17 protein-coding genes are annotated in these 18,964 nt (G+C 64.4%); 6 read left to right on the forward strand and 11 right to left on the reverse strand.

Annotation, left to right across the window (positions count from 1 at the left end; genetic code table 11):
* The first annotated feature begins 1 nt into the window (after position 1).
* Positions 2–1,687 carry a hydantoinase B/oxoprolinase family protein gene (locus AC04SH_RS06200; RefSeq protein ID WP_488574360.1) on the forward strand — a complete coding sequence of 562 codons (1,686 nt, stop codon included), beginning with the start codon at positions 2–4 and terminating at the stop codon, positions 1,685–1,687.
* Positions 1,688–1,726: 39 nt separating this feature from the next.
* On the opposite strand, the gene AC04SH_RS06205 is transcribed toward AC04SH_RS06200, so the two are convergent.
* Entirely contained in the window at positions 1,727–2,617 is an 891-nt protein-coding gene (locus tag AC04SH_RS06205) for an SGNH/GDSL hydrolase family protein (protein WP_488574361.1), read from the reverse strand.
* A 253-nt stretch (positions 2,618–2,870) separates the two neighbouring features.
* Here AC04SH_RS06205 and AC04SH_RS06210 point away from each other — a divergent pair, with 253 nt between their 5' ends.
* Both AC04SH_RS06210 and AC04SH_RS06215 read left to right on the forward strand, forming a co-directional pair.
* Positions 2,871–3,641, forward strand: a complete 771-nt coding sequence (locus tag AC04SH_RS06210; RefSeq protein ID WP_488574362.1) for an ABC transporter substrate-binding protein — start codon at positions 2,871–2,873, stop codon at positions 3,639–3,641.
* Positions 3,642–3,710: 69 nt separating this feature from the next.
* A complete protein-coding gene (locus AC04SH_RS06215) occupies positions 3,711–4,826 on the forward strand; it encodes an aminomethyl transferase family protein (protein ID WP_488574363.1) in 1,116 nt (371 codons plus the stop codon).
* An 84-nt stretch (positions 4,827–4,910) separates the two neighbouring features.
* Here AC04SH_RS06215 and AC04SH_RS06220 read toward each other — a convergent pair whose 3' ends face one another.
* The 6 genes from AC04SH_RS06220 to AC04SH_RS06245 are packed head-to-tail and all read right to left on the reverse strand — an operon-like array spanning position 4,911 to position 12,047.
* A complete protein-coding gene (locus AC04SH_RS06220) occupies positions 4,911–5,366 on the reverse strand; it encodes a MarR family winged helix-turn-helix transcriptional regulator (RefSeq protein WP_488574364.1) in 456 nt (151 codons plus the stop codon).
* The gene (locus AC04SH_RS06225) at positions 5,363–5,947 is read right to left on the reverse strand and encodes an amino acid synthesis family protein (protein WP_112563662.1); all 585 of its coding nucleotides are present in this window, start codon (positions 5,945–5,947) and stop codon (positions 5,363–5,365) included. Before AC04SH_RS06225 ends, AC04SH_RS06220 begins: the two co-directional genes overlap by 4 nt.
* Complete coding sequence (locus AC04SH_RS06230; protein ID WP_488574365.1) at positions 5,940–6,824, reverse strand: UPF0280 family protein; 885 nt, start codon at positions 6,822–6,824, stop codon at positions 5,940–5,942. Before AC04SH_RS06230 ends, AC04SH_RS06225 begins: the two co-directional genes overlap by 8 nt.
* Positions 6,824–8,365 carry a 6-hydroxynicotinate reductase gene (locus AC04SH_RS06235; protein ID WP_488574366.1) on the reverse strand — a complete coding sequence of 514 codons (1,542 nt, stop codon included), beginning with the start codon at positions 8,363–8,365 and terminating at the stop codon, positions 6,824–6,826. The genes AC04SH_RS06230 and AC04SH_RS06235 overlap by 1 nt, the downstream gene beginning before the upstream one ends.
* The gene (locus AC04SH_RS06240; RefSeq protein WP_488574367.1) at positions 8,362–11,187 is read right to left on the reverse strand and encodes a molybdopterin-dependent oxidoreductase; all 2,826 of its coding nucleotides are present in this window, start codon (positions 11,185–11,187) and stop codon (positions 8,362–8,364) included. Before AC04SH_RS06240 ends, AC04SH_RS06235 begins: the two co-directional genes overlap by 4 nt.
* Entirely contained in the window at positions 11,184–12,047 is an 864-nt protein-coding gene (locus AC04SH_RS06245) for an FAD binding domain-containing protein (RefSeq protein ID WP_488574368.1), read from the reverse strand. Before AC04SH_RS06245 ends, AC04SH_RS06240 begins: the two co-directional genes overlap by 4 nt.
* 271 nt (positions 12,048–12,318) lie before the next feature.
* On the opposite strand from AC04SH_RS06245, the gene pncA reads away from it, so the two are divergent.
* From pncA to AC04SH_RS06260, 3 genes are all read left to right on the forward strand, one after another.
* Complete coding sequence (gene pncA / locus AC04SH_RS06250) at positions 12,319–12,933, forward strand: bifunctional nicotinamidase/pyrazinamidase (RefSeq protein WP_488574369.1); 615 nt, start codon at positions 12,319–12,321, stop codon at positions 12,931–12,933.
* Between the two features lie 128 nt (positions 12,934–13,061).
* Positions 13,062–14,387 (forward strand): sodium:proton antiporter, encoded by a 1,326-nt coding sequence (locus AC04SH_RS06255; RefSeq protein ID WP_488574624.1) that lies wholly within the window; start codon positions 13,062–13,064, stop codon positions 14,385–14,387.
* A gap of 163 nt (positions 14,388–14,550) precedes the next feature.
* Positions 14,551–15,513 carry an ornithine cyclodeaminase family protein gene (locus tag AC04SH_RS06260; RefSeq protein WP_488574370.1) on the forward strand — a complete coding sequence of 321 codons (963 nt, stop codon included), beginning with the start codon at positions 14,551–14,553 and terminating at the stop codon, positions 15,511–15,513.
* Between the two features lie 22 nt (positions 15,514–15,535).
* On the opposite strand, the gene AC04SH_RS06265 is transcribed toward AC04SH_RS06260, so the two are convergent.
* Genes AC04SH_RS06265 through AC04SH_RS06280 form a run of 4 tightly spaced genes read right to left on the reverse strand, consistent with a single transcriptional unit; the run spans position 15,536 to position 18,817 of the window.
* Positions 15,536–16,258: an ABC transporter ATP-binding protein gene (locus tag AC04SH_RS06265; RefSeq protein WP_488574371.1), complete on the reverse strand. Its 723-nt coding sequence runs from the start codon at positions 16,256–16,258 to the stop codon at positions 15,536–15,538.
* Positions 16,255–16,980 (reverse strand): ABC transporter ATP-binding protein, encoded by a 726-nt coding sequence (locus AC04SH_RS06270; RefSeq protein ID WP_477232049.1) that lies wholly within the window; start codon positions 16,978–16,980, stop codon positions 16,255–16,257. The genes AC04SH_RS06265 and AC04SH_RS06270 overlap by 4 nt, the downstream gene beginning before the upstream one ends.
* Positions 16,977–17,939, reverse strand: a complete 963-nt coding sequence (locus AC04SH_RS06275) for a branched-chain amino acid ABC transporter permease (RefSeq protein ID WP_488574372.1) — start codon at positions 17,937–17,939, stop codon at positions 16,977–16,979. The genes AC04SH_RS06270 and AC04SH_RS06275 overlap by 4 nt, the downstream gene beginning before the upstream one ends.
* A complete protein-coding gene (locus AC04SH_RS06280) occupies positions 17,936–18,817 on the reverse strand; it encodes a branched-chain amino acid ABC transporter permease (protein WP_488574373.1) in 882 nt (293 codons plus the stop codon). The genes AC04SH_RS06275 and AC04SH_RS06280 overlap by 4 nt, the downstream gene beginning before the upstream one ends.
* Positions 18,818–18,964 lie beyond the last annotated feature (147 nt).

Genomic DNA, 18,964 nt, shown 5'->3' on the forward strand with positions numbered 1-18,964 from the left:
GATGCAAAAGCTCGACGCCATCACGCTTTCGGTCCTCCAGGCAGCCTTGCAGCAAGTCTGCGACGAGATGGACCTGACCTTCTCGCGCGCGGCCTTCTCGCCGGTCATCGCCGAGGCCAATGACCGTTCCGACGGCATCTATTCCGCCGTCGACGGTTCGCTGATCGCACAGGGCAGCCAGGGCCTGCCGGTGTTCGTCGGCGTCATGCAATATTCGACCAAGACGGTGATCGAGATGATCGCCGACGGCCGTTGCCTAGCGCCGGAGCCGGGCGACATCTACATCGTCAACGATCCCTATCTCGGCGGCACGCATCTGATGGATGTGCGCTTCGCCATGCCGGTCTATCGCGGTGGCAAGATATTTTGCTGGCTATCGAACACCGGCCACTGGCCCGATATCGGCGGCTCGGTGCCGGGCGGTTTCTCCGCTTCCGCCACCGCCGTCGAGCAGGAAGGCCTGCGACTGCCGCCGGTAAAGCTGTTCAAGAAGGGTGTGCTGGACACCGAAATCTACGCCATCATCTGCTCCAACATCCGCGTTGCCGACCAGCGCATCGGCGATATCCGCGCTCAGGCCGCCGCATTGCTGATCGGCCAGGACCGGCTCAACGGAATCCTCGATCGTTACGGCGACGAAACTGTCGTCGAGGCGATCGCCGAACTGCGCCGCCGCGCCGCCGAACAGATGCGCGCCAACATTGCTGCCATTCCAGACGGCACCTACAGTTCCACCGCCTTTGTCGATTCCGACGGGGTGGTCAACGAGCCGCTGACCATCGCGCTCGCTGTCGAGAAAAAGGGCGATACGCTGACCTTCGATTTCGCCGGCTCGTCAAAACCTTGCGCCGGGCCGATGAACAGCGTGCTGGCGACGACCTTGTCCTCGGTCTATCTCGCCATGCGCCACATTTTCCCTGATGTGCCGATCAGCGCCGGGGCTTTCGAGCCGTTGATCGTCAAGCGGCCGGAGGGCACCTTCCTCGACGCGAAGTACCCACGGCCGGTTTCCGGCTGTGCGGCGGAGGTGTCGCAGCGCATCGCCGAAGCGGTGTTCGCGGCGATGGTGCAGGCGCTGCCAGACAAGGTGACGGCGGCTCCGGCCGGCTCCAGCGGCAATTTCGCGCTCGGCGGCAACGATCCGGCGCGCGGCCGCGACTATGTGATGTACCAGATCTCCGGCGGCGGCTATGGCGGCAATTCCGGTCATGATGGCCTGACCAATGGCTGCTCGACCATCGGCATTTCCAAATCGCCGCCGGTCGAGATCATGGAGCAGGCTTTCCCCGTGCTCTACCGCCACTATGCCTTGCGCGAAGGCTCGGGCGGCGCCGGCAAGCAGCGCGGCGGTTTTGGCCTTGCCTACGAGGTCGAGATCCTGCGCGGTGAGGCACGCGCCTCCTTCGTCATGGACCATGGCCGTTTCGGCCCGCAGGGCGCGCTCGGCGGCAAGGACGGCGCGGTGAATACGGTGACCGTGTTCCGCGGCGGCGAGGAACACGTGCCGCCGCATCTGTCCAAGGAACAGGACATCGCGCTCAAGGCCGGGGACCGCGTGCGCGTCGGCACGCCGGGCGGCGGCGGCTATGGTGATCCGTCCCAGCGCGATCCAAAACTGGTCGCCGAGGATGTCAGGCTCGGCTATTACACGGCAGAGCAAGCCAAGCACCTGTTCGAGACCAAATGAGTTCGACGGCGCTGGCGCTGTCGAGAGGCCATCCAATCATCAGGTCTGCAGCTTCGCCTTCAACGCGTCGGCGAATTTCTGCGCGATCTTCTTGAAGCCTGCGGGATCGGGATGCAGCTCGTTGGCCCAGTCCGCGGGCTTCAGCGTGCCTTGCGTGTCGACGAGATGGAAATTGTTTGCGGGCACGTCCGCCAGGCGCTTCACCACGTTGCGGAATGCCGCCAGCGTGTCGTGAACGATGACCGTGCCCTTGGCCACCGACCAGTTGCAGAAATCGAGCGACGGTTTCAGCCATGGACCGGCACAGGACGGATGCGCCCCGTTCGGGATCGGAAAGTCGTAGCAATGGCCGAAGATCGGCACACCGGGCGCGACGCGGTCACGCAGCGCGAACAAATCGAGATAGCAGGCTTCGACCATACCGAGCGCCTTGGCGAAGCGGTCCTTGTTCAGCCCGGCGGCATGGCCGTCGTTGAAATCGAGGAAGATGCAGAACTGGTCGCCGGCAATGTCGTTGCCGCCGGCCGAGAACAGGATGGCGTCGGGCTTGCCGTCGATCCAATTCGCCTTGTTGCGCAAGGCTGAAATCATCCGTTGCTGCTTGGGCAGCGACATCTCGTCGGTTGCCGCATCGCCGTGATGGGCAAGGTTGAGGATGGTCGGCGGCATCGGGCCGATCCGGCGCAGCTGCGCGATCACGTCGGTGTCGACGAACGGGAAGCCATTACCGGTCAGAGGATAGTCGAACCAGGAATCGCCCTGCGCCAGCATGACCAGCGGGCGGTTGGCGACGGCCGCCTCGAGATTGCCGGCGCTTTCCCTTGCGGTTTCGAGCCGCTCGATGTTGGCCTGGTGGACCTTTATGCGCTTGGCGATGTCGTCGTCGATGCGCCGTTGCGCGGCTTCCTGCACGAATTCCTGCTGGTCCATCCCCAGGTCCCTCCCACGACCGTCTGTGTCTGGCTGAGCATACGCCGAGGTACGTGATCGATCTGTAATTTAGATCACAGTAAGATTCCCTGGGAAGGACGGCCCGCCGCGCCGTGATCGCCGCAGAGCATGTCGTTTCCGTCTCCGCCGCGCACTGCAAAGACCGTAGACTTCTATCTTGTTTTTGCGCAATTCCTGGGGGAAACCGCCCACACTTTCCCTGGAATTGCTTTGGTCAACGGGGAACCAGAACATGCGTCCTTTCTGTCGTTTCGTGCTTGCCGCTTCCGCCGCTCTGCTGCTCGCCACCGGTGCGGCCTCTGCCGAGAAACTCAGGATCGGCACCGAGGGCGCCTATCCGCCCTTCAACTATGCCAATTCGGACGGCACGCTGGGCGGTTTCGACATCGACCTCGGCAAGGCGCTGTGCGCCGAAATGAAGGCCGAGTGCGAATTCTCCGTGCAGGATTTCGATGGTTCCATTCCGGCGCTGCAGGCCGGCAAGTTCGACGCCATCATCAACATCACCATCACTCCCGAGCGCGCCGAGAAGGTCGAGTTCACCCACAAATATTACCAGACGCCGCCGGCCATCGCCGTGCCGAAGGATTCGACCATTGCCGGGACGTCGCCGGACGACCTGAAGGGCAAGGTGCTGGGGGTCCAGAGCGCCACCATCCATCAGAATTTCGCCGAGAAGAAATACTCGGGCTCGACCGTGAAAGCCTATCCGACCGGCGACGACGCCCGCACCGACATGGCCAATGGCCGCCTCGACGCGATGATGGACGGCTCGATCATCCTGACCGAATGGCTGAAGAAGCCGGACGGCGCCTGCTGCAAGCTGCTCGGCACGCTGACGGCCGACCCAGCCATTCACGGCCCCGGCGTCGGCATCGCGCTGCAGAAGGGCAACAAGGAACTGGCCGACAAGTTCAACGCCGCGATCGACGCGCTGCGCGCCAACGGAAAATACAAGGAAATCAACGACAAGTATTTTTCCTTCGACGTCTACGGCAACTGAAGCCGACGACAAACGCCCTCCGGCAGCGCCATCAGGGCGCTGCCGTTTTTTTCATGCAGGAGAACTTTCTTGGTTGGGCGGCGCTCCCCTTTCTACAACAGCATCGTTGGGCTCGGCGCCACGATGGGCCGGGTCGGCGGCGACTTCGTCTCGGCTAAATATTATTCCGGCATAGCCGACGAGCATCTGAACACGCGCAAGAATGTCGGCGTCCAGGACCTCAGCACCATGGGCAAGATGGACATCAAGGGGCCGGAGGCCGAGACGCTGGTCAATCATGTCATCGTCAACGATGCCGCCGCCATGAAGCCGGGCCAGGTGCGCTATTCCACTGTCTGCCGCGACGATGGCGGCATCATGGACGACCTCACCGTGTTCCGGCTGGCGCCGGAGCATTTCATGCTGGTGACCGGATCGGTCAACCGGCTGAAGATGCTGCCCTGGCTGCAGCAGCATGCGCAGGGACGAAAGGCCTATGTTACAGACATCACCGCGGCCGTCGCCTTCCCGACCATACAGGGCCCACGTTCGCGCGAGCTTCTGAAGGCGCTGGTTTCGGACGCCGATCTGGACGGGTTGAAACGCTGGACGTTCACCGCGGGGCGCCTCGGCGAGACCAAGGTGCTGATCTCGCGTACCGGCGTGACCGGCGAACTCGGCTTCGAACTGTTCGTGCCGGCCGACGAGGCGACTTCGGTCTGGGACGCGCTGATGCGGACCGGTGCCGATTTCGGGCTGAAACCTTACGGCGTGCTGGCGATGTTCACGCTCGGGCTGGAGAAGGCCTATCCGGCGCACGGCATCGACATGGACGAGAGCCGCACGCCGTTCCATGTCGGCCTCGATCGCTGGATCAAATTCGACAAGGGCGATTTCATCGGCCGCGACGCACTGCTCAAAATCCGCGACAAGGGGCTCGACGAACGCTGGACCGGGCTGATCTTCGACGGCGACAGGCCTGCGGCGACCGATGCCAGGGTTGTAGCCGATGGCGAGGATGTAGGTGTGGTCACCTACAGCGACCACGGTTATTCGCTGGGCAAGGTGCTGGCGACCGCGCATCTGCGGCTGCCGTTCACCGCCATCGGCACCGAACTCAGCATCGACATCGACGGCAAGCCGACCCGCGCGATTGTGTCGCCGATGCCGTTCTTCGATCCAGAAGGCGCGCGGCTGCGCGCTTGAAATTTCCTTGTTTGACGCAATTCCCAAGAGAAAGCGCTACGCGCTTTTCCCGGGAAAACCGCTTCGCACTTTTCCTGGAATTGCTTAGGCGAGTTTCGCCAGCAGCCGCATGAACGTCGCCGCCTCCTTGGCGGTCAGCGGCGCCAGCGTCTCCTGGGTGATGGCGCGGGCCAGCGGGATCAGGCGCTCGATCGCCTCGCGGCCCTCCGGCGTCAGATTGACCAGCAGTCGGCGCTTGTCGACCTCGTGTTTGGTGAGATCGACCAGGCCGCGTGCTTTCAGCCGGTCGATGACGCCCTTGACCGTCGCCGCATCCATGGCGATCAGCGTGCCGAGCTGGTTCTGCGAGGTCTCGCCGACATCGTGCAGCTTGGCGAGCGCTGCGAATTGCGGCGGCGTCAGGTCGCCTATTTGCGAGGCAAAGATCGAGACATGGCGCTGATGCGCCTTGCGCAGGATGAAGCCTACCTGCTCTTGCAGCCGGTAATCATGATCGTCGGGCTCGTCGGCCTCGACCAGCTTGAGCTCGCCGCCACTCATCGCAAGCCATCCCAGGCCTTGATGTCGCCAACCGCCAGGCCGCCCATGCGATCATGCACGCGCGGACCGCAGCTCATGGCGAGGCAGAACAGGATTTCGTCGGGGCGCGGCCCGTCGCTGAGGCCGACTTCCATGGCGTCGAAATGGCTGCGCACATAGGCGGCGTTGGTGTGGCCGAGCGGCACGTCGAGCCGCGAGCCGAAGGCGCCGACCTTGGTTGCCGACGGCACGATCGCCTTGGCGTCGCCGAGCCGCTCGCGCATGGCATAGCCGCCCGGCACATGCCAGAGCGCACCGTGTTCGAGCTCACCCGCCGAGCCGACAATAGTGCCCTTGCCGTAGGCGTCGATCTGCTTGATGTCGCCGCCCAATGCGGCAATGAGCTTGTCGGTGAGCAGCAGGCCAAGCGGCTTCAGATCGTCCATGGCGCTCTGCAGTTCTTCCACGTAACGCCCGGCGAACGGGTTCTTGACCAGCGCCACGGCGGCGGCGCGGCGGCGCGGCGCGGCTGCGACCGGTCCGCCATCGTGAAAGATCTCTTCGGTCAGAACCGCGATCTTGCGGATCGGAAACTCAGGCATGGGCAACTTCCTTCCCAGGACTTTTGTTGGGCGCGGCAAGCGCCATGGAACCACTGATGCGGGCTTCCCCGCCAAGAAACAGCGCCGATGCCGCGATCAGGCCGCGCCGGCGAAAATCTTCGGCGACGGCAAGGCCATTGTCCAGCGCCCGTTCCACGTCGCCACGGGCGAGTATGCCGACGCCTTGCGTCACCAGCCGCGCGCCGAGATCGCTGTCGGGCGCCAATTCGTGCGCGGGAATGCGCTTGATGGCGGGATTGCCGGGCAGGTCGACGGCGTTGGCAATGAGCGTCGCCGCAGCATCGGCCTCGGCGCCGGTGCGCGCCAGCACCGTGACGGCATCGGCAATGCCCAGCGAAAACGAGCGGCCGCGCCAGCCGCTGGTGGCGACGCCGCCCACATTGTCTGCCGAGCGAATGGTGATGCGGTCGGCCATACCGTTGCCGGTGCCGGCGATCGCCAGGTTCATCGACTGGCCCTTGCCGATATTAAGCGCGCTGTCACCACCGTTGTTGACATAGGCGCGATCGAGCTTGCGGCCGGCAAGCAGTGCGGCGAGCATTTCGTCGGCTACCGACCCGGCAACAGCGGCCATCGGCGTGATGAAGCATTCCGCCAAGGGTATGACGGCTGCTTCCATGCGGCGCGCCGTCGGGCCGGCGAAGGTGCGTGGCGCCAGGAAAAATGCCGGGAGGCGCAATTCGGGAAGCTCCTCGACCAACTCGACCAGGATCGTCTGGAAGCGCGCGACCGCCTGGTCGTAGGCGGCACGACACTCATCCGCCTCGCCAAAGGCCTCGACGATGAGGTCGATCGGCCCGTGGTTGAGGTGCAGCCGCTTGCCGTCCTGCAGCCAGGTTACTTGCGGGCCTTGCATCACCCGGCCCCATTCGAACCGGCGCGGCGCAACTGCGCCAGCGGCGGCCAAGGATTTTGGGCCTCGGCGCCGGTGCCGCGGCGCGGATTGAGATATTCGCCGCCCTTGGCGACGATGTCGTCGACGCTGCGTATTTCGGCCTCGTAGCCGCCCAACCTGACATAGTCGTCGCGACGCAGCGTGAATTCGATCGGCGCCACCAGCGCCGGCGTCGGCACATAGCCGAAAGCGCCTTCCGGCACCCGGGTGACATCGACCATCAGCGTGATGCCGCCGCCCGGCCAGACATAGACCGGCGCGCCGCCGACGGTCACATAGGTCTTCAGGCCTTGCACCGAGCGGGTGAGATTGACCGGGTTTTCGGTGACGCCGGCGCGCAGCGAACCGCCGGCGCCGCCGATGAACAGCACCGTGCAGAGCGCCGGCTCACAATTGTCCTCGATCAGCCCGACCGATTTTTGCAGCCGTTCCGGGAAGGGCTTTTCGACCGGCTTCAGATCGTCATCGAGTTCGTAATAGGCAAACTGCTCGCCGGTCGTCGACACCATCAGCAGCGACAAGCCGGGGCGTGCGCCCTTCTTGGCGTTCCATTCGCCGAGGATCGACAGCGGGTCGGAAATCGAGGTGCCGCCCCAGCCGAGACCGGGCTCGGACACTTTGAAATAGCGGCCCGGCGTCGAGCGGCGGCCGATGATCTTGATGCCGGTCTCCTGCCAGCCCAGAACCTTGCCGGCCTGATGCTCGGAGACAACGCCGGTGATGTGGTCGTCGACCACCACCACCTCGTCGACGAGGCCGCGCCATTGCGTGGCGAACATGCCGATGGTGGCCGAGCCGCAGCCGACGCGCATGCGGTGTTCCTGCTTGCCGTCGATCACAGGTGGTTTGCCGGCTTCGACGATGATGGTGGCGCCGCCGTCGATGGTCAGTTCCACCGGCTTGCGGTTGCACAGATTGAGCATCGCGTCACAGGTGGCGCGTCCCTCCGACTTGGAGCCGCCGGTCAGATGATGCACGCCGCCCAGCGACAGCATCTGCGAGCCGTATTCGCCTGTGGTGACATGGCCAATCGCTTCGCCTTGCGAGCGCACGATTGCCGTTTCGGGGCCGAGATGGCGGTCGGTGTCGATCTTCACCTTGACGCCGCAGTACGAAAAAATGCCCTCGGTGACCACGGTCACCAGATCGACGCCTTCGACCTCCTGGCTGACGATGAACGGCGCCGGCTTGTAGTCGGGATAGGTGGTGCCGGCGCCTATTGCGGTGACGAAGCGGCGGCCGGTGTTGACGAGTTCGCCGTCCCATTGCTCGCCTTCGGCCGTGAAAGGCACGACGGCGCCGCCGGTTTCGGCCGCATGGTCGAGGATGGTCAGCGGGTCCATGCGCACGATGCGGCCGCCCGAGTTGCCGTAGCGGTCGCAGGCGCCGGTGCGGCCATCTGCGATGTAGCACATCACCGGACAGGCATCGCAGCGGATCTTTTCCGCCACCAATTTCTCGCCGGGATCGTGGGTTTCGAAGCGTTCGGCAAGCTCGCTCATGCGCGTGCCTCCTTGTCGCGGATGCCATCTTTTTCGCGGATGCCAGCGCGGATGCGCGTCGGCGTCGCCGGGACCTTGGTGATGAGCACGCCGGTGGCGTGGCGGATGGCGTTGAGGATCGCCGGCGCGGTCGGGATCAGCACATGCTCGCCCAGGCCTTTGGCGCCGAACGGGCCTTCCGGATCGGGAACCTCGATCAGGATGTGCTCGATCGGCGGCACATCGCCGATGGTCGGGATGAGATAGTCGTGCAAATTCTCGGTACGGCCGGGGATATACTCCTCCATCAGCGCCATGCCGATGCCTTGCGCGATGCCGCCTTCGATCTGGCCTTCGACCAGCAGCGGATTGATCGCCTTGCCGACATCGTGGGCGGCGGTGATCTTTATCAGCTTCACCGTGCCGAGTTTGAGATCGACTTCGAGCTCGGCGATCTGCGCACCGTAGCCATAGACCGCGTAGGGCTTGCCCTGGCCTTTTGCGTCGAGCGGCAGCGTTGGTGGATCGTAGGTCTCCTCGGCGCGGAAGACGAAACCGTCCGCATCGACATCAAGGGCGGCGAGATCGATGCGGCGCGTGGCTTCACCCTCGCGGATGACGATCGCCGGGCCGTCCAACTGCAGGGCCGCGTTCTCCGAGACATTGGCAAAGCGCAGGATCTTTTCGCGCAAGACGCGGCCGGCTTTTTCGGCCGCCTTGCCGGTCACAAAAGTCTGGCGCGAGGCCGATGTTTTGCCGGCGTCGGGGCTGATCGCGGTGTCGGCGCTCTTCAGCCGGAATCTTTCCAGCGGCAGACCGAGGGCGTCCGCGCAAATCTGGGTGATGACGGTGTTGGAGCCCTGGCCGATATCGACGGCGCCCTGATGCAGGATGACCTCGCCCGCTGGCGCGATGCCGACCCTTATGGTCGACGGGTTGGGCAGCGAGGTGTTGCCGCAGCCATACCAGCACGACGCGATGCCGACGCCACGCTTTTTGCTCGTATTGGAGGAATTGAATGTATCTGCGTCGGCCGTCGCGCGCGCCCAATGCGGCCGCAAAGCGTCGAGGCACTCGAAAATACCGAGCCCCGATTCCAGCTTTTGCCCGGTAACCGTTTCGGATCCGTTCCGAAGACAGTTTTTCAAGCGGAAATCGAGCCGATCCATGCCCAATTTGCCGGCGAGCTCGTCGTAGAGCGTCTCCTGCATGATCGTCGCCTGCGGCACGCCAAAGCCGCGGAAGGCGCCGGAGATCGGCCCGTTTGTGTGGATGGCGCGGCCTTCGGCCCGATAGTTCGGCGTCACATAGGGGCCGGAGGCGTGCACGGGCACGCGGTTGGCGACGGTCGGGCCCCAGCTGGCATAGGCACCGGTGTTGAAATCGCCGGTAAAGATCATGGCGGTGACGCGACCCTCGGCGTCGGCGCCGATCGTCGCCTTCATCTCGGAGGGATGGCGCTTGGTGGTCGACATCATCGATTCGTTGCGGGTGTAGGCAAGGGCCGCCGGCCGGCCGGTCTTCAGCGCCACAAGGCCGATGAGAGGCTGCAGCGAAACGTCGAGCTTGGAGCCGAAGCCGCCGCCGGTCGCGGTCGGCACGATGCGCACCTTGTCGACGGGCAGACCAAGCACTTTGGCCGTGTCGTCGCGGTCCATGTAAGGCGCCTGGGTGCAGGCGACGACGACCAGCGTGTCGCCATCCATATAGGCGTGGCCGGCTTCCGGCTCGATATAGGCATGCTCGACATAGGAGGTGTCGATGGCACCGGTGGCGGTGACGGCAGCGCTGGCAATGGCAGCTTCCGGGTCGCCGCGTTCGACAAAGCCCTTGGTCAACAAATTGTCGGGGCGGCTCGCATGGATCAGCGCAGCACCTTCGGCCTGCGCGTCGCCGAGCTGCAGAAAATGCGGCAGTTCGGTCCAGCGGACCGGGAAATCACTGAGGTCAAGATCGAGCATCGCCTCGCGCTCGCCGGCGACCAACGCCACCGCCTCACCGCGCAGGCGGGCAAAGCCTTCGGCCAGCGCCGGCTGGTCAGCAAACGGGCCGATGACGCCGAAACAGTTCTTTCCGGGAATGTCGGCGGCGGTGAAGACACTGACGATGCCGGGATGCCTCTTCACCCAGCCGTCGAGATCGCCAAAGGCGAAGCTGGCGTGATAGTGCGGCGAACGCACCACCAGCACCGCCAGCGCATCGGTGGGGAAGGAATCGCCGCCGAATTTTTCAGCGCCGGTGACTTTTGGGATGCCGTCGAGCCGAACTGGAGAGGCACCGATCGCATGACCCGACTGAGGCAGGAGGAAATCGAGGCTTGCTGCCTGCAAGGAGGCATCCATCACCGCCGCGATGATCTTCCTGTAGCCGGTGCAGCGGCAGAGGATGCCGCCCAGCGCATCCTGCACCTCAACCTCGGTCGGGTTCGGCTTTGTCTCCAGCAGCGCCGTGCCCGCGACCAGCAGGGCCGGGGTGCAGATGCCGCATTGTGCCGCGCCATGCGCCAGGAAAGATGCCTGCAGCGCCGACAGGCGGCCATTGGCGAGGCCTTCGACGGTCGTCACCGATGTCCCGGCTGCCGAGGCCGCCGGCATCAGGCAGGCACAGACGGCGTCGCCGTCGACCAGCACCGTGCAGGCGCCGCAATCGCCGGCATCGCAACCGACCTTGGTGCCGGTCAGCTGCAATTCGTCGCGCAAAACCTGCGAGAGCCGGCGCAGCGGCGGCACATTGACCGAGACGGCGGCGCCATTGACGGCGAAAGCGATATCCGCACGCTCAAGGCCGAAGCCCGGCACGAGGTCGGGCAGAGCTTCTATCGCCTCAGACCGAACCTGGCTCATGCCGCCACCATGCTGTTGTCGTTCGTCAGACCGCAGGCTCCCAGCACGGCGCGGGCGACGAGCTCGCGCGCCGCGTCAAGCCGGTATTCGGCGCTGCCGCGCACATCTGCGATCGGCGACAGCTCCGCCATCCGCGCGGAAAGGACCGCATCGGCGAGCGCCGGGCCGGCAGGCTTGTCGCGCAGCACAGCTTCGACACCGGCGAGCCGCCTGGCCACAGCCGAACAGGAGCCGACGGAAACGGCCGCTTCCGTGACTATGCCATTCTTAACAACGAGGCGCGCCGCCACCATGGCGATGGAGATGACAAGATAACGCCGCGCCCCGAGCTTGACGAAGGCTGAGCTGCCGGCCGCCGCGCGTTTCGGGATGCGGATGGCGGTGACCAGTTCGCCCGGCAGCAGCGCCGTGCGGCGGTTGCCGAGAATGAAATCCTGCAATGGCAGGTAGCGCGTCGCTGCGACTGAGCGCAGTTCGACCTCGGCGTCGAGCACAAGCAATCCCGGCACGCCGTCGGCGGCCGGCGAGGCGTTGCAGAGATTGCCGGCGATCGAGGCGACATTCTGGATCTGCAGCGAGCCGACCTCACGCGCGGCCTGCTTCAGCGCATCGAACGCCGCCGGCAAGGGATGGCGGACGAGATCGGTCCAAGTGGTACGGGCGCCGATTACCCAATGGGTTTCGGTCTCGACAATGCCGCGCAGGCAAGCCAGACCATTGATATCGAGAACATTGTCGCGGAAGGGCTTGGCGCTTTGCGCCGGATAGAAATCGGTGCCGCCGGCAAGCACGCGCCAGGCACCCTCGCTCAACAGGGCGAGCGCTTCGTCCAGCGCGGTGGGTTTCGCGTAACGGATCACGCCTGCCTTCCCAAAAAATGGGCCTTCCCAAAAAGTGGGGTCTTCCCGAAACCCCGCCAGTACTCGATCTGGCCAAATTCATTCGTATGCAAATGATATCAAGCTGGTGGAAATTGTCAAAGCCGGAGTTTGCGGGAAGCTGGTCACCACGCATTTGTTACGCTTGCAGAGGTTGACGCAGGCCGCCATCTGGTCAAGTTTCTGCATCCGGTCGCATCCGCGGCGTTTTTCACTCGATCCCCGCTCGAGACGAAGAAAGAGGAGAGGCGCCATGGCCGACGAAGCGCTTGTTGTCATCGACCTGCAGAACGACTTCTGCCCCGGCGGCGCACTGGCGGTTGCCGGCGGCGACGAGATCGTGCCGCTGGTCAACGATCTGATCCGGCACGCCGAGCATGTCGTGCTGACGCAGGACTGGCACCCGGCCGGACATTCAAGCTTTGCCTCCAGCCACCCGGGGGCGCAGCCTTTCAGCGCGATCGAGATGCCCTATGGGCCCCAGACGCTGTGGCCCGACCATTGCATTCAAGGCAGCCTCGGCTCGGATTTCCATTCGGGGCTCGCCTGGACCAAGGCCGAGCTGGTGATCCGCAAGGGGTTTCGCCCTGCGATCGACAGCTACTCGGCCTTCTTCGAGAACGACCACAAGACGCAAACCGGACTCGCCGGCTACCTCAAGGAGCGCGGTATCGACACTGTGACCCTGGTCGGCCTGGCAACCGATTTCTGCGTCGCCTTCTCGGCGCTCGATGCGGTCAAGCACGGCTTCAAGACGACGGTGCGGCTCGACGCCTGCCGCGGCATCGATCTCAACGGCTCGGTCGAGGCGATGCTGAAGCGGATGCGCGACGCCGGGGTAAGGCTCGAAGACCCGACCTCGGCCTGACCGTGAGGCGTCGGGGGAGTTTCACACGATCGTTGGCAGTTTTGGTGGCTGGCACCTTGACCGTCGCCATTCTCCTGTTTCCCGAACTGGCTTTCGCGTCGGAAACCCACGAATTGCCGGGTGCTGCAATGTCGCTTTGGTGGGGTCTGCCGTTTGCCGGGCTGCTGCTGTCGATCGCCACCGGACCACTGCTGTTCCACCATGTCTGGGAGCATCACTACGGCAAGATCGCCGCCGCCTGGGCAGCACTTGTGGTGATGCCGATGGCGATCGCCTTCGGCATGCCTTTGGCGAGCGAGGCCGTGCTGCACACGCTGCTCACCGAATACATGTCGTTCATCATCCTGCTGTTCGCGCTCTACACCATCTCGGGCGGCATCCTTGTTGCCGGCAACATCCACGGCACGCCACTGGTCAATGCCGGGCTGCTGCTTGTCGGTGCGATGCTGGCCTCGGTGATCGGCACCACCGGCGCCTCGATGATCCTGATCCGGCCGGTGCTGCGCGCCAATGACAACCGGCCGTTCAACGCCCATGTCGTCATCTTCTTCATTTTCCTGGTGTCCAACATCGGCGGTTCACTGACGCCTTTGGGCGACCCACCTTTGTTCGTCGGCTTCCTGCGCGGCGTCGACTTCTTCTGGACGACGGCGAACCTCTGGCGCGAGACGCTGTTCACAGGCGGCTTGGTGCTGATTGTCTTCCTGGCCATCGACATCGTGCTGCACCGCCGCGAAGGCGGTGCACCGAAGATCACGGATCCGACGCCGGATACGAAGGTGCGCATTCGCGGCCTCGCCAATTTGCCGCTGCTGGCCGGCGTCATTGGCGCGATCCTGCTGTCGGCGGCGTGGAAGCCAGGCGTGAGCTTTCCAGTGCTGGGCGTCAGCCTCGAATTGCAGAACCTGGTACGCGACGCGATCATCCTGGGGCTGGCCGGGCTGTCACTTGTCGTTTCTTACAAAAGTCATCGCAAGGCCAACGGCTTCACCTGGGGCCCGATCGCGGAAGTGGCAAAACTGTTTGCCGGCATCTTCGTCTGCATCGTGCCGGTGATTGCCATCCTTCGCGCCGGCCATGATGGCGCGCTGGCGCCGTTGGTCGCGCTGGTCACTTCGCCCACCGGTCAGCCTAACGATCTCGCCTATTTCTGGCTGGCCGGCGGGCTGTCGTCCTTCCTCGACAATGCGCCGACCTATCTGGTGTTCTTCGAACTGGCCGGCGGCGATCCGCAACATCTGATGCACGAGTTTGCCTCGACGCTGGCTGCGATTTCGGCCGGCGCCGTGTTCATGGGAGCCAACACCTATATCGGCAACGCACCGAACTTCATGGTCTACGCCATCGCCCGGCATCGCGGCGTGAAGATGCCTGGCTTCTTCGGCTACATGGCGTGGTCGGGGCTGGTGCTGGTGCCAGTATTTCTGGTCGCGGGCTTTTTGTTTTTTAGCTGAGGCAGCCATCGGCTTCGGGGACCGGGATCCATCTGCGAGCGGCATGGAGCCGACAGCGCATGCGTATGCGGGGTCAGCAATTTCTGCTATCAACGAGGATAGGGGTCGACTGCACGCTGAAACCGAGGAATGCGTACCGAAACAAGCCATCGTTGGGGAGACAATGACCATCCAAGCCGACCGCCTGCCTTATCTGTCGGGCGAATTCCTGGATAGCCTGCCAATTTCCACGTCCGACATCGTCGACGAAATCGAGCGACAGATCGTCGGTCAGAGGCGGGGCGAGGTATGGTGTGCGCCGAAGGCAGTCGTTCTGCCGGGTGATAACCGCTACATCATGGCCACTCTCGGAGTCGCGACGGAGCCCCGGGTGCTGGCGACCAAATCGCTGCTGGTCAACCCCCGCAACGCCGAAAGGGGACTTCCAACCCTGAACTCGCTCGTAACCCTTCTCGACGCTGAGACGGGTCTGCCGCTTGCAGTGGTCGACGGCAATTGGGTGACTGCGAAGCGGACGGCCGGTCTAAGCGTTGCGGCCGCCAAGCGTCTGGCTCGGGCCGACTCGGCCTGCGTCGCGTTCATCGGATGCGGCGTTCAGGCGCGCGGTCATCTCGAGGTCCTGACCGATCTTTTTCCGTTGCGAGAGATTCGCGCCTTTGGTCGGGGCAAAAGCAATCGTGACGCATTGTGTCGGTTGGCCGAGATTCGCGGTCTAACCCCAGTACCCAGCGATACTGCCAAAGAGGCGGTCGAGCCTGCCGATATTGTGGTGACGACAGTCACTCTAGTGCCAGAGCCCACTCCATTTTTGGATGCCCGATGGCTGAAGGCGGGAGCCTTCGCGACCATGACCGATCTGGCTTTGCCCTGGCTGCCCGAGACCATGACTGTCTTCGATCGCATCGTCATAGACGACTTGGTGCAAGAGGCGCAAATGAGCAACCCGATGGTGAGACCCGAGCTCGTTGCCGGCGACCTGACGGGTTTGGTCGGCGGTGACGTGCCCGGTCGTCAGGGCGCAAATGAGCGGACAGCATTCGCGTTCCGCGGCATGGCGGTAGGCGATCTCGCACTGGCCGGCCTGGCATTTGTGCGCGCGAAAGCGATCGGTGCGCTGGACGATTAGAGTTCAGAGGTCCAGGCCTGCTTCAGCCCACCCCTACATAACGCCTGACCGCCGACGGGTCGGCGCGCAGTTGCTCGACATCGACGGTCTCGCGGTTGCGGCCGTTTTCGATGAAGCAGACGCGGTCGGCGACCGACAGCACGGCATCGACGCGCTGCTCGACCAGGATGGTCGAGACACCAAGTTCGCGCAGCTTCACCACCGTTTCGCGGATCTTGGCGATCATCGACGGCATCAGGCCTTCGGTTGGCTCGTCGAGCAACAGCACCTGCGGTTCGAGGCAGAGCGCGCGGGCCATGGCCAGCATCTGCTGTTCGCCGCCGGACAAAGTGCCGGAGCGTTGCCTGAGCCGCTGGCGCAGCAATGGAAAAAGGTCGAGGACATTTTCCCGCACGGCCTTGCCCTTGCCGCGCGCCATCAGGCCGATCTCGATGTTTTCCGCCACCGTCATCTCGGCGAACAGCCGCCTGCCTTGCGGCACATAGGCGACGCCGGCCTTCGGCACCTCATGCGCCGGCAGCCCGGTCAGTTCCTTGCCGGCGAGCTGGATCGAACCGGCGCTCGACGGGACCAGCCCCATGATCGCCTTCAGCGTGGTCGTCTTGCCGGCGCCGTTGCGGCCGAACAGGCACAGCACCTCGCCCTTGTTCAGCACAAGGTCGAGCCCATAGAGCACCTGGACCTCGCCGTAGAAGCAGTCGAGCCCGGAGATGGTCAGCGCTTCAGTCGTGGGGGCTTCGGTCATGGCGCCGTCCCCAGATAGGCTTCCTGCACCTGTGTGTTGGCGCGGACCTGTTCGGGCGTGCCTTCGGCGAGGATCCTGCCTGCGTTGAAGACGGTGATGCGGTCGGCTAGCTGCATGACGACCGGCATGTTGTGTTCGATCAAAAGCACGGTGGCGCTTTTGGCGATCTCGCGCACCAGCTCGATGAAATTATCGATCTCGCTGTCGGCCAGGCCCTGCGTGGGCTCGTCGAGGATCAACAGCCGCGGCTTCAGCGCCAGGCCCATCGCCACCTCTAGCAAGCGCTGATGGCCGTAGGATAGCTGGCCGGCCGGCATATGGGCGCGGTCGGCAAGGCCGGTGCGCTCGAGCGCGGCCATGACGCCGGTGCGCACGGCGCCTTTCGAGCGGCCATCGGTCAGCGTGCGCTGCACCGGCAGCGCGACATTGTCGTAGGCGGACAAATTGGCAAAGACGCTGGTGATCTGGAAGGTGTAGGCGATGCCCTGGCGCACCCTGAGATAGGCCGGCCGGCCGGTGATGTCGGCGCCGTCGAAGACGATCATGCCGGAGGATGGCTGGATGCGGCCGCTGATCAGGCTGACGAAGGTGGTTTTGCCTGCGCCGTTGGGGCCTATGACGGCGCGGATTTCGCCGGGCATCAGCTGGAAATCGACACCGTCGACGGCGCGCAGACCGCCGAAATTGCGCGATAGGCCCTTGGTGGTCAGCAGCGGCATCATGGCAGCCACCCCAGCCAGCGTTTGCGGATGGTGCCCAAAATGCCTTTGGGGAAAAACAGCACCAAGAGGATGAGTGCGATGCCGACGATCAAGAGATAGGCGGAGGTGTAGCCGCTGGCGATGTCGATGACATAGTACATGAACACCGTGCCGATCAGCGCTCCCAGCGTCGTCGCGGCGCCGCCGAGCAGCACCCAGAGCAGCGGCAGGATGGAATACTGCACTGAGGCGAAGCTCGAACCGACATAGCCGAACAACAGCGCATAGGCCGCACCCGAGGCCGCGCAGATGGTGCCGGAGACGACGACGGCGATGAGCTTGTTGGAGAAGGTGTCGTAGCCGAGCATTTTCGTGCGCTCCTCGTTCTCGCGCACGGCGACCAGAACGCGACCGTAGCGGGAGCGGACGATGGCGAGCGTGACGAGCAGAACGACCGAGAACAGCGCCAGCGCGCTCACGTAGCGCACGGTCGGGTTGGTGAGGTCGAGCGATGTCGCGCCGAAGGTCAGAACGCGCGCCGGCTGCGGCACCACCAGGCCCTGGTCGCCGCCGGTCCAGGCGGCCAAATAGAGGATGATGAGATAGAAGACCTGCGCGAACATCATGGTGACGATCATGAAAGCGACGCCGGTGGTGCGCAGCGCCAGCAGGCCGATCACCAGCGAAAGCAGCGCGCCGCAGGCGATGCCGGCGAGGAAAGCCAGCGGCACGCTCCAGCCGAGATGGATGACGGCAAGACCGGCCCCATAGAGCCCGGCGGCGAAGAACATGGCATGGCCAAGGCTGAGCAGGCCGACATAGCCGAACAGCATGTTGTAGCCCATGGCGAACACCGCCAGCACCATGATGCGGGCGAGCAGGCCGTGATGGTACTCCGGCAGGACGAAGCTCAGCGCAAAGAGCAGCGCGATGACGCCGAGATGCAGGGAATAGGCCTTTGCCGGAGAGGCTTCGCTCATCGCGATGCCGTCCCGAACAGGCCTTGCGGCCGGAACACCAGCACCATGGCCACCAGCAGCGTGGCGATGATCTTGGCCAAGGTCGGCGAGAAGAACACCGAGATGATGCCGTCGGAGAGGCCGATCAGCACGGCGGCAACGACGGTGCCGCGCAGCGAGCCGAGGCCGCCGATGATGACGACGATGAAGGATAACAGCAGCGGGTCCTGCCCCATCAGATAATGCGCCTGGCTGATCGGCACGATCAGCACCGCGGCGATGGCTGCCAGCATGGCGCCGAGCGCGAAGACACCGGCATAGACGCGGTCGACCGGAATGCCGAAGGCCTGCGCCGTCTCGCTGTCGTACTGGGTGGCGCGCATGATGAGGCCGATCTTGGTGTGCGTCAGCACCAGCCATGTGGCGACCAGCAGGAGCGCCGAGGCGGCGATGACCGAAAGCTTGTAGCCGGAATAGCCGAACCAGGGCAAAAGGATGCGATAGCTGAAGGGCGGCTCCACCGGCCGCGCTTCCGGGCCGTAGAAGCTCAGCGCCAGCTGCTGGATGATGTAGAGCATGCCGATGGTGGCGACGATGGTGGCCTCCGGATTGTAATTGAGCCGGCGCAGCACCAGCCGCTCAGCGACCAGCGCGACGGCGCCGACGATCAGCGGCGCAATCACCAGTGCGGCCAGGAAGCCGACGGTGGGATGGCCGGGGACGGCTGTCGAGATCGCCCAGGCGAGCACCGCGCCGAGCATGAAAAACTCGCCATGGGCGACGTTGACGACGCGCATGACGCCGAAAACCAGCGACAGCCCAAGCGCCGTCAGCGCCAGCACGGCTGAGGTGACGAGGCCTTCGAGGGCGGCGAGGAGGAGATGGGGACCGAAATGCATTCAGGGCGCCCTTACCCTCCCCTCGTGGGGAGGGTGACCGCGCAGCGGTCGGGTGGGGGGTGGGGCACGGGCCGTCGTGACCCCCACCCCGTCTCACAAACTTCGCAAAGTGCGAAGCTTGCATGCCGACCCTCCCCACAAGTGGGA

It is taken from the genome of Mesorhizobium sp. CNPSo 4688 (genome assembly GCF_057784295.1).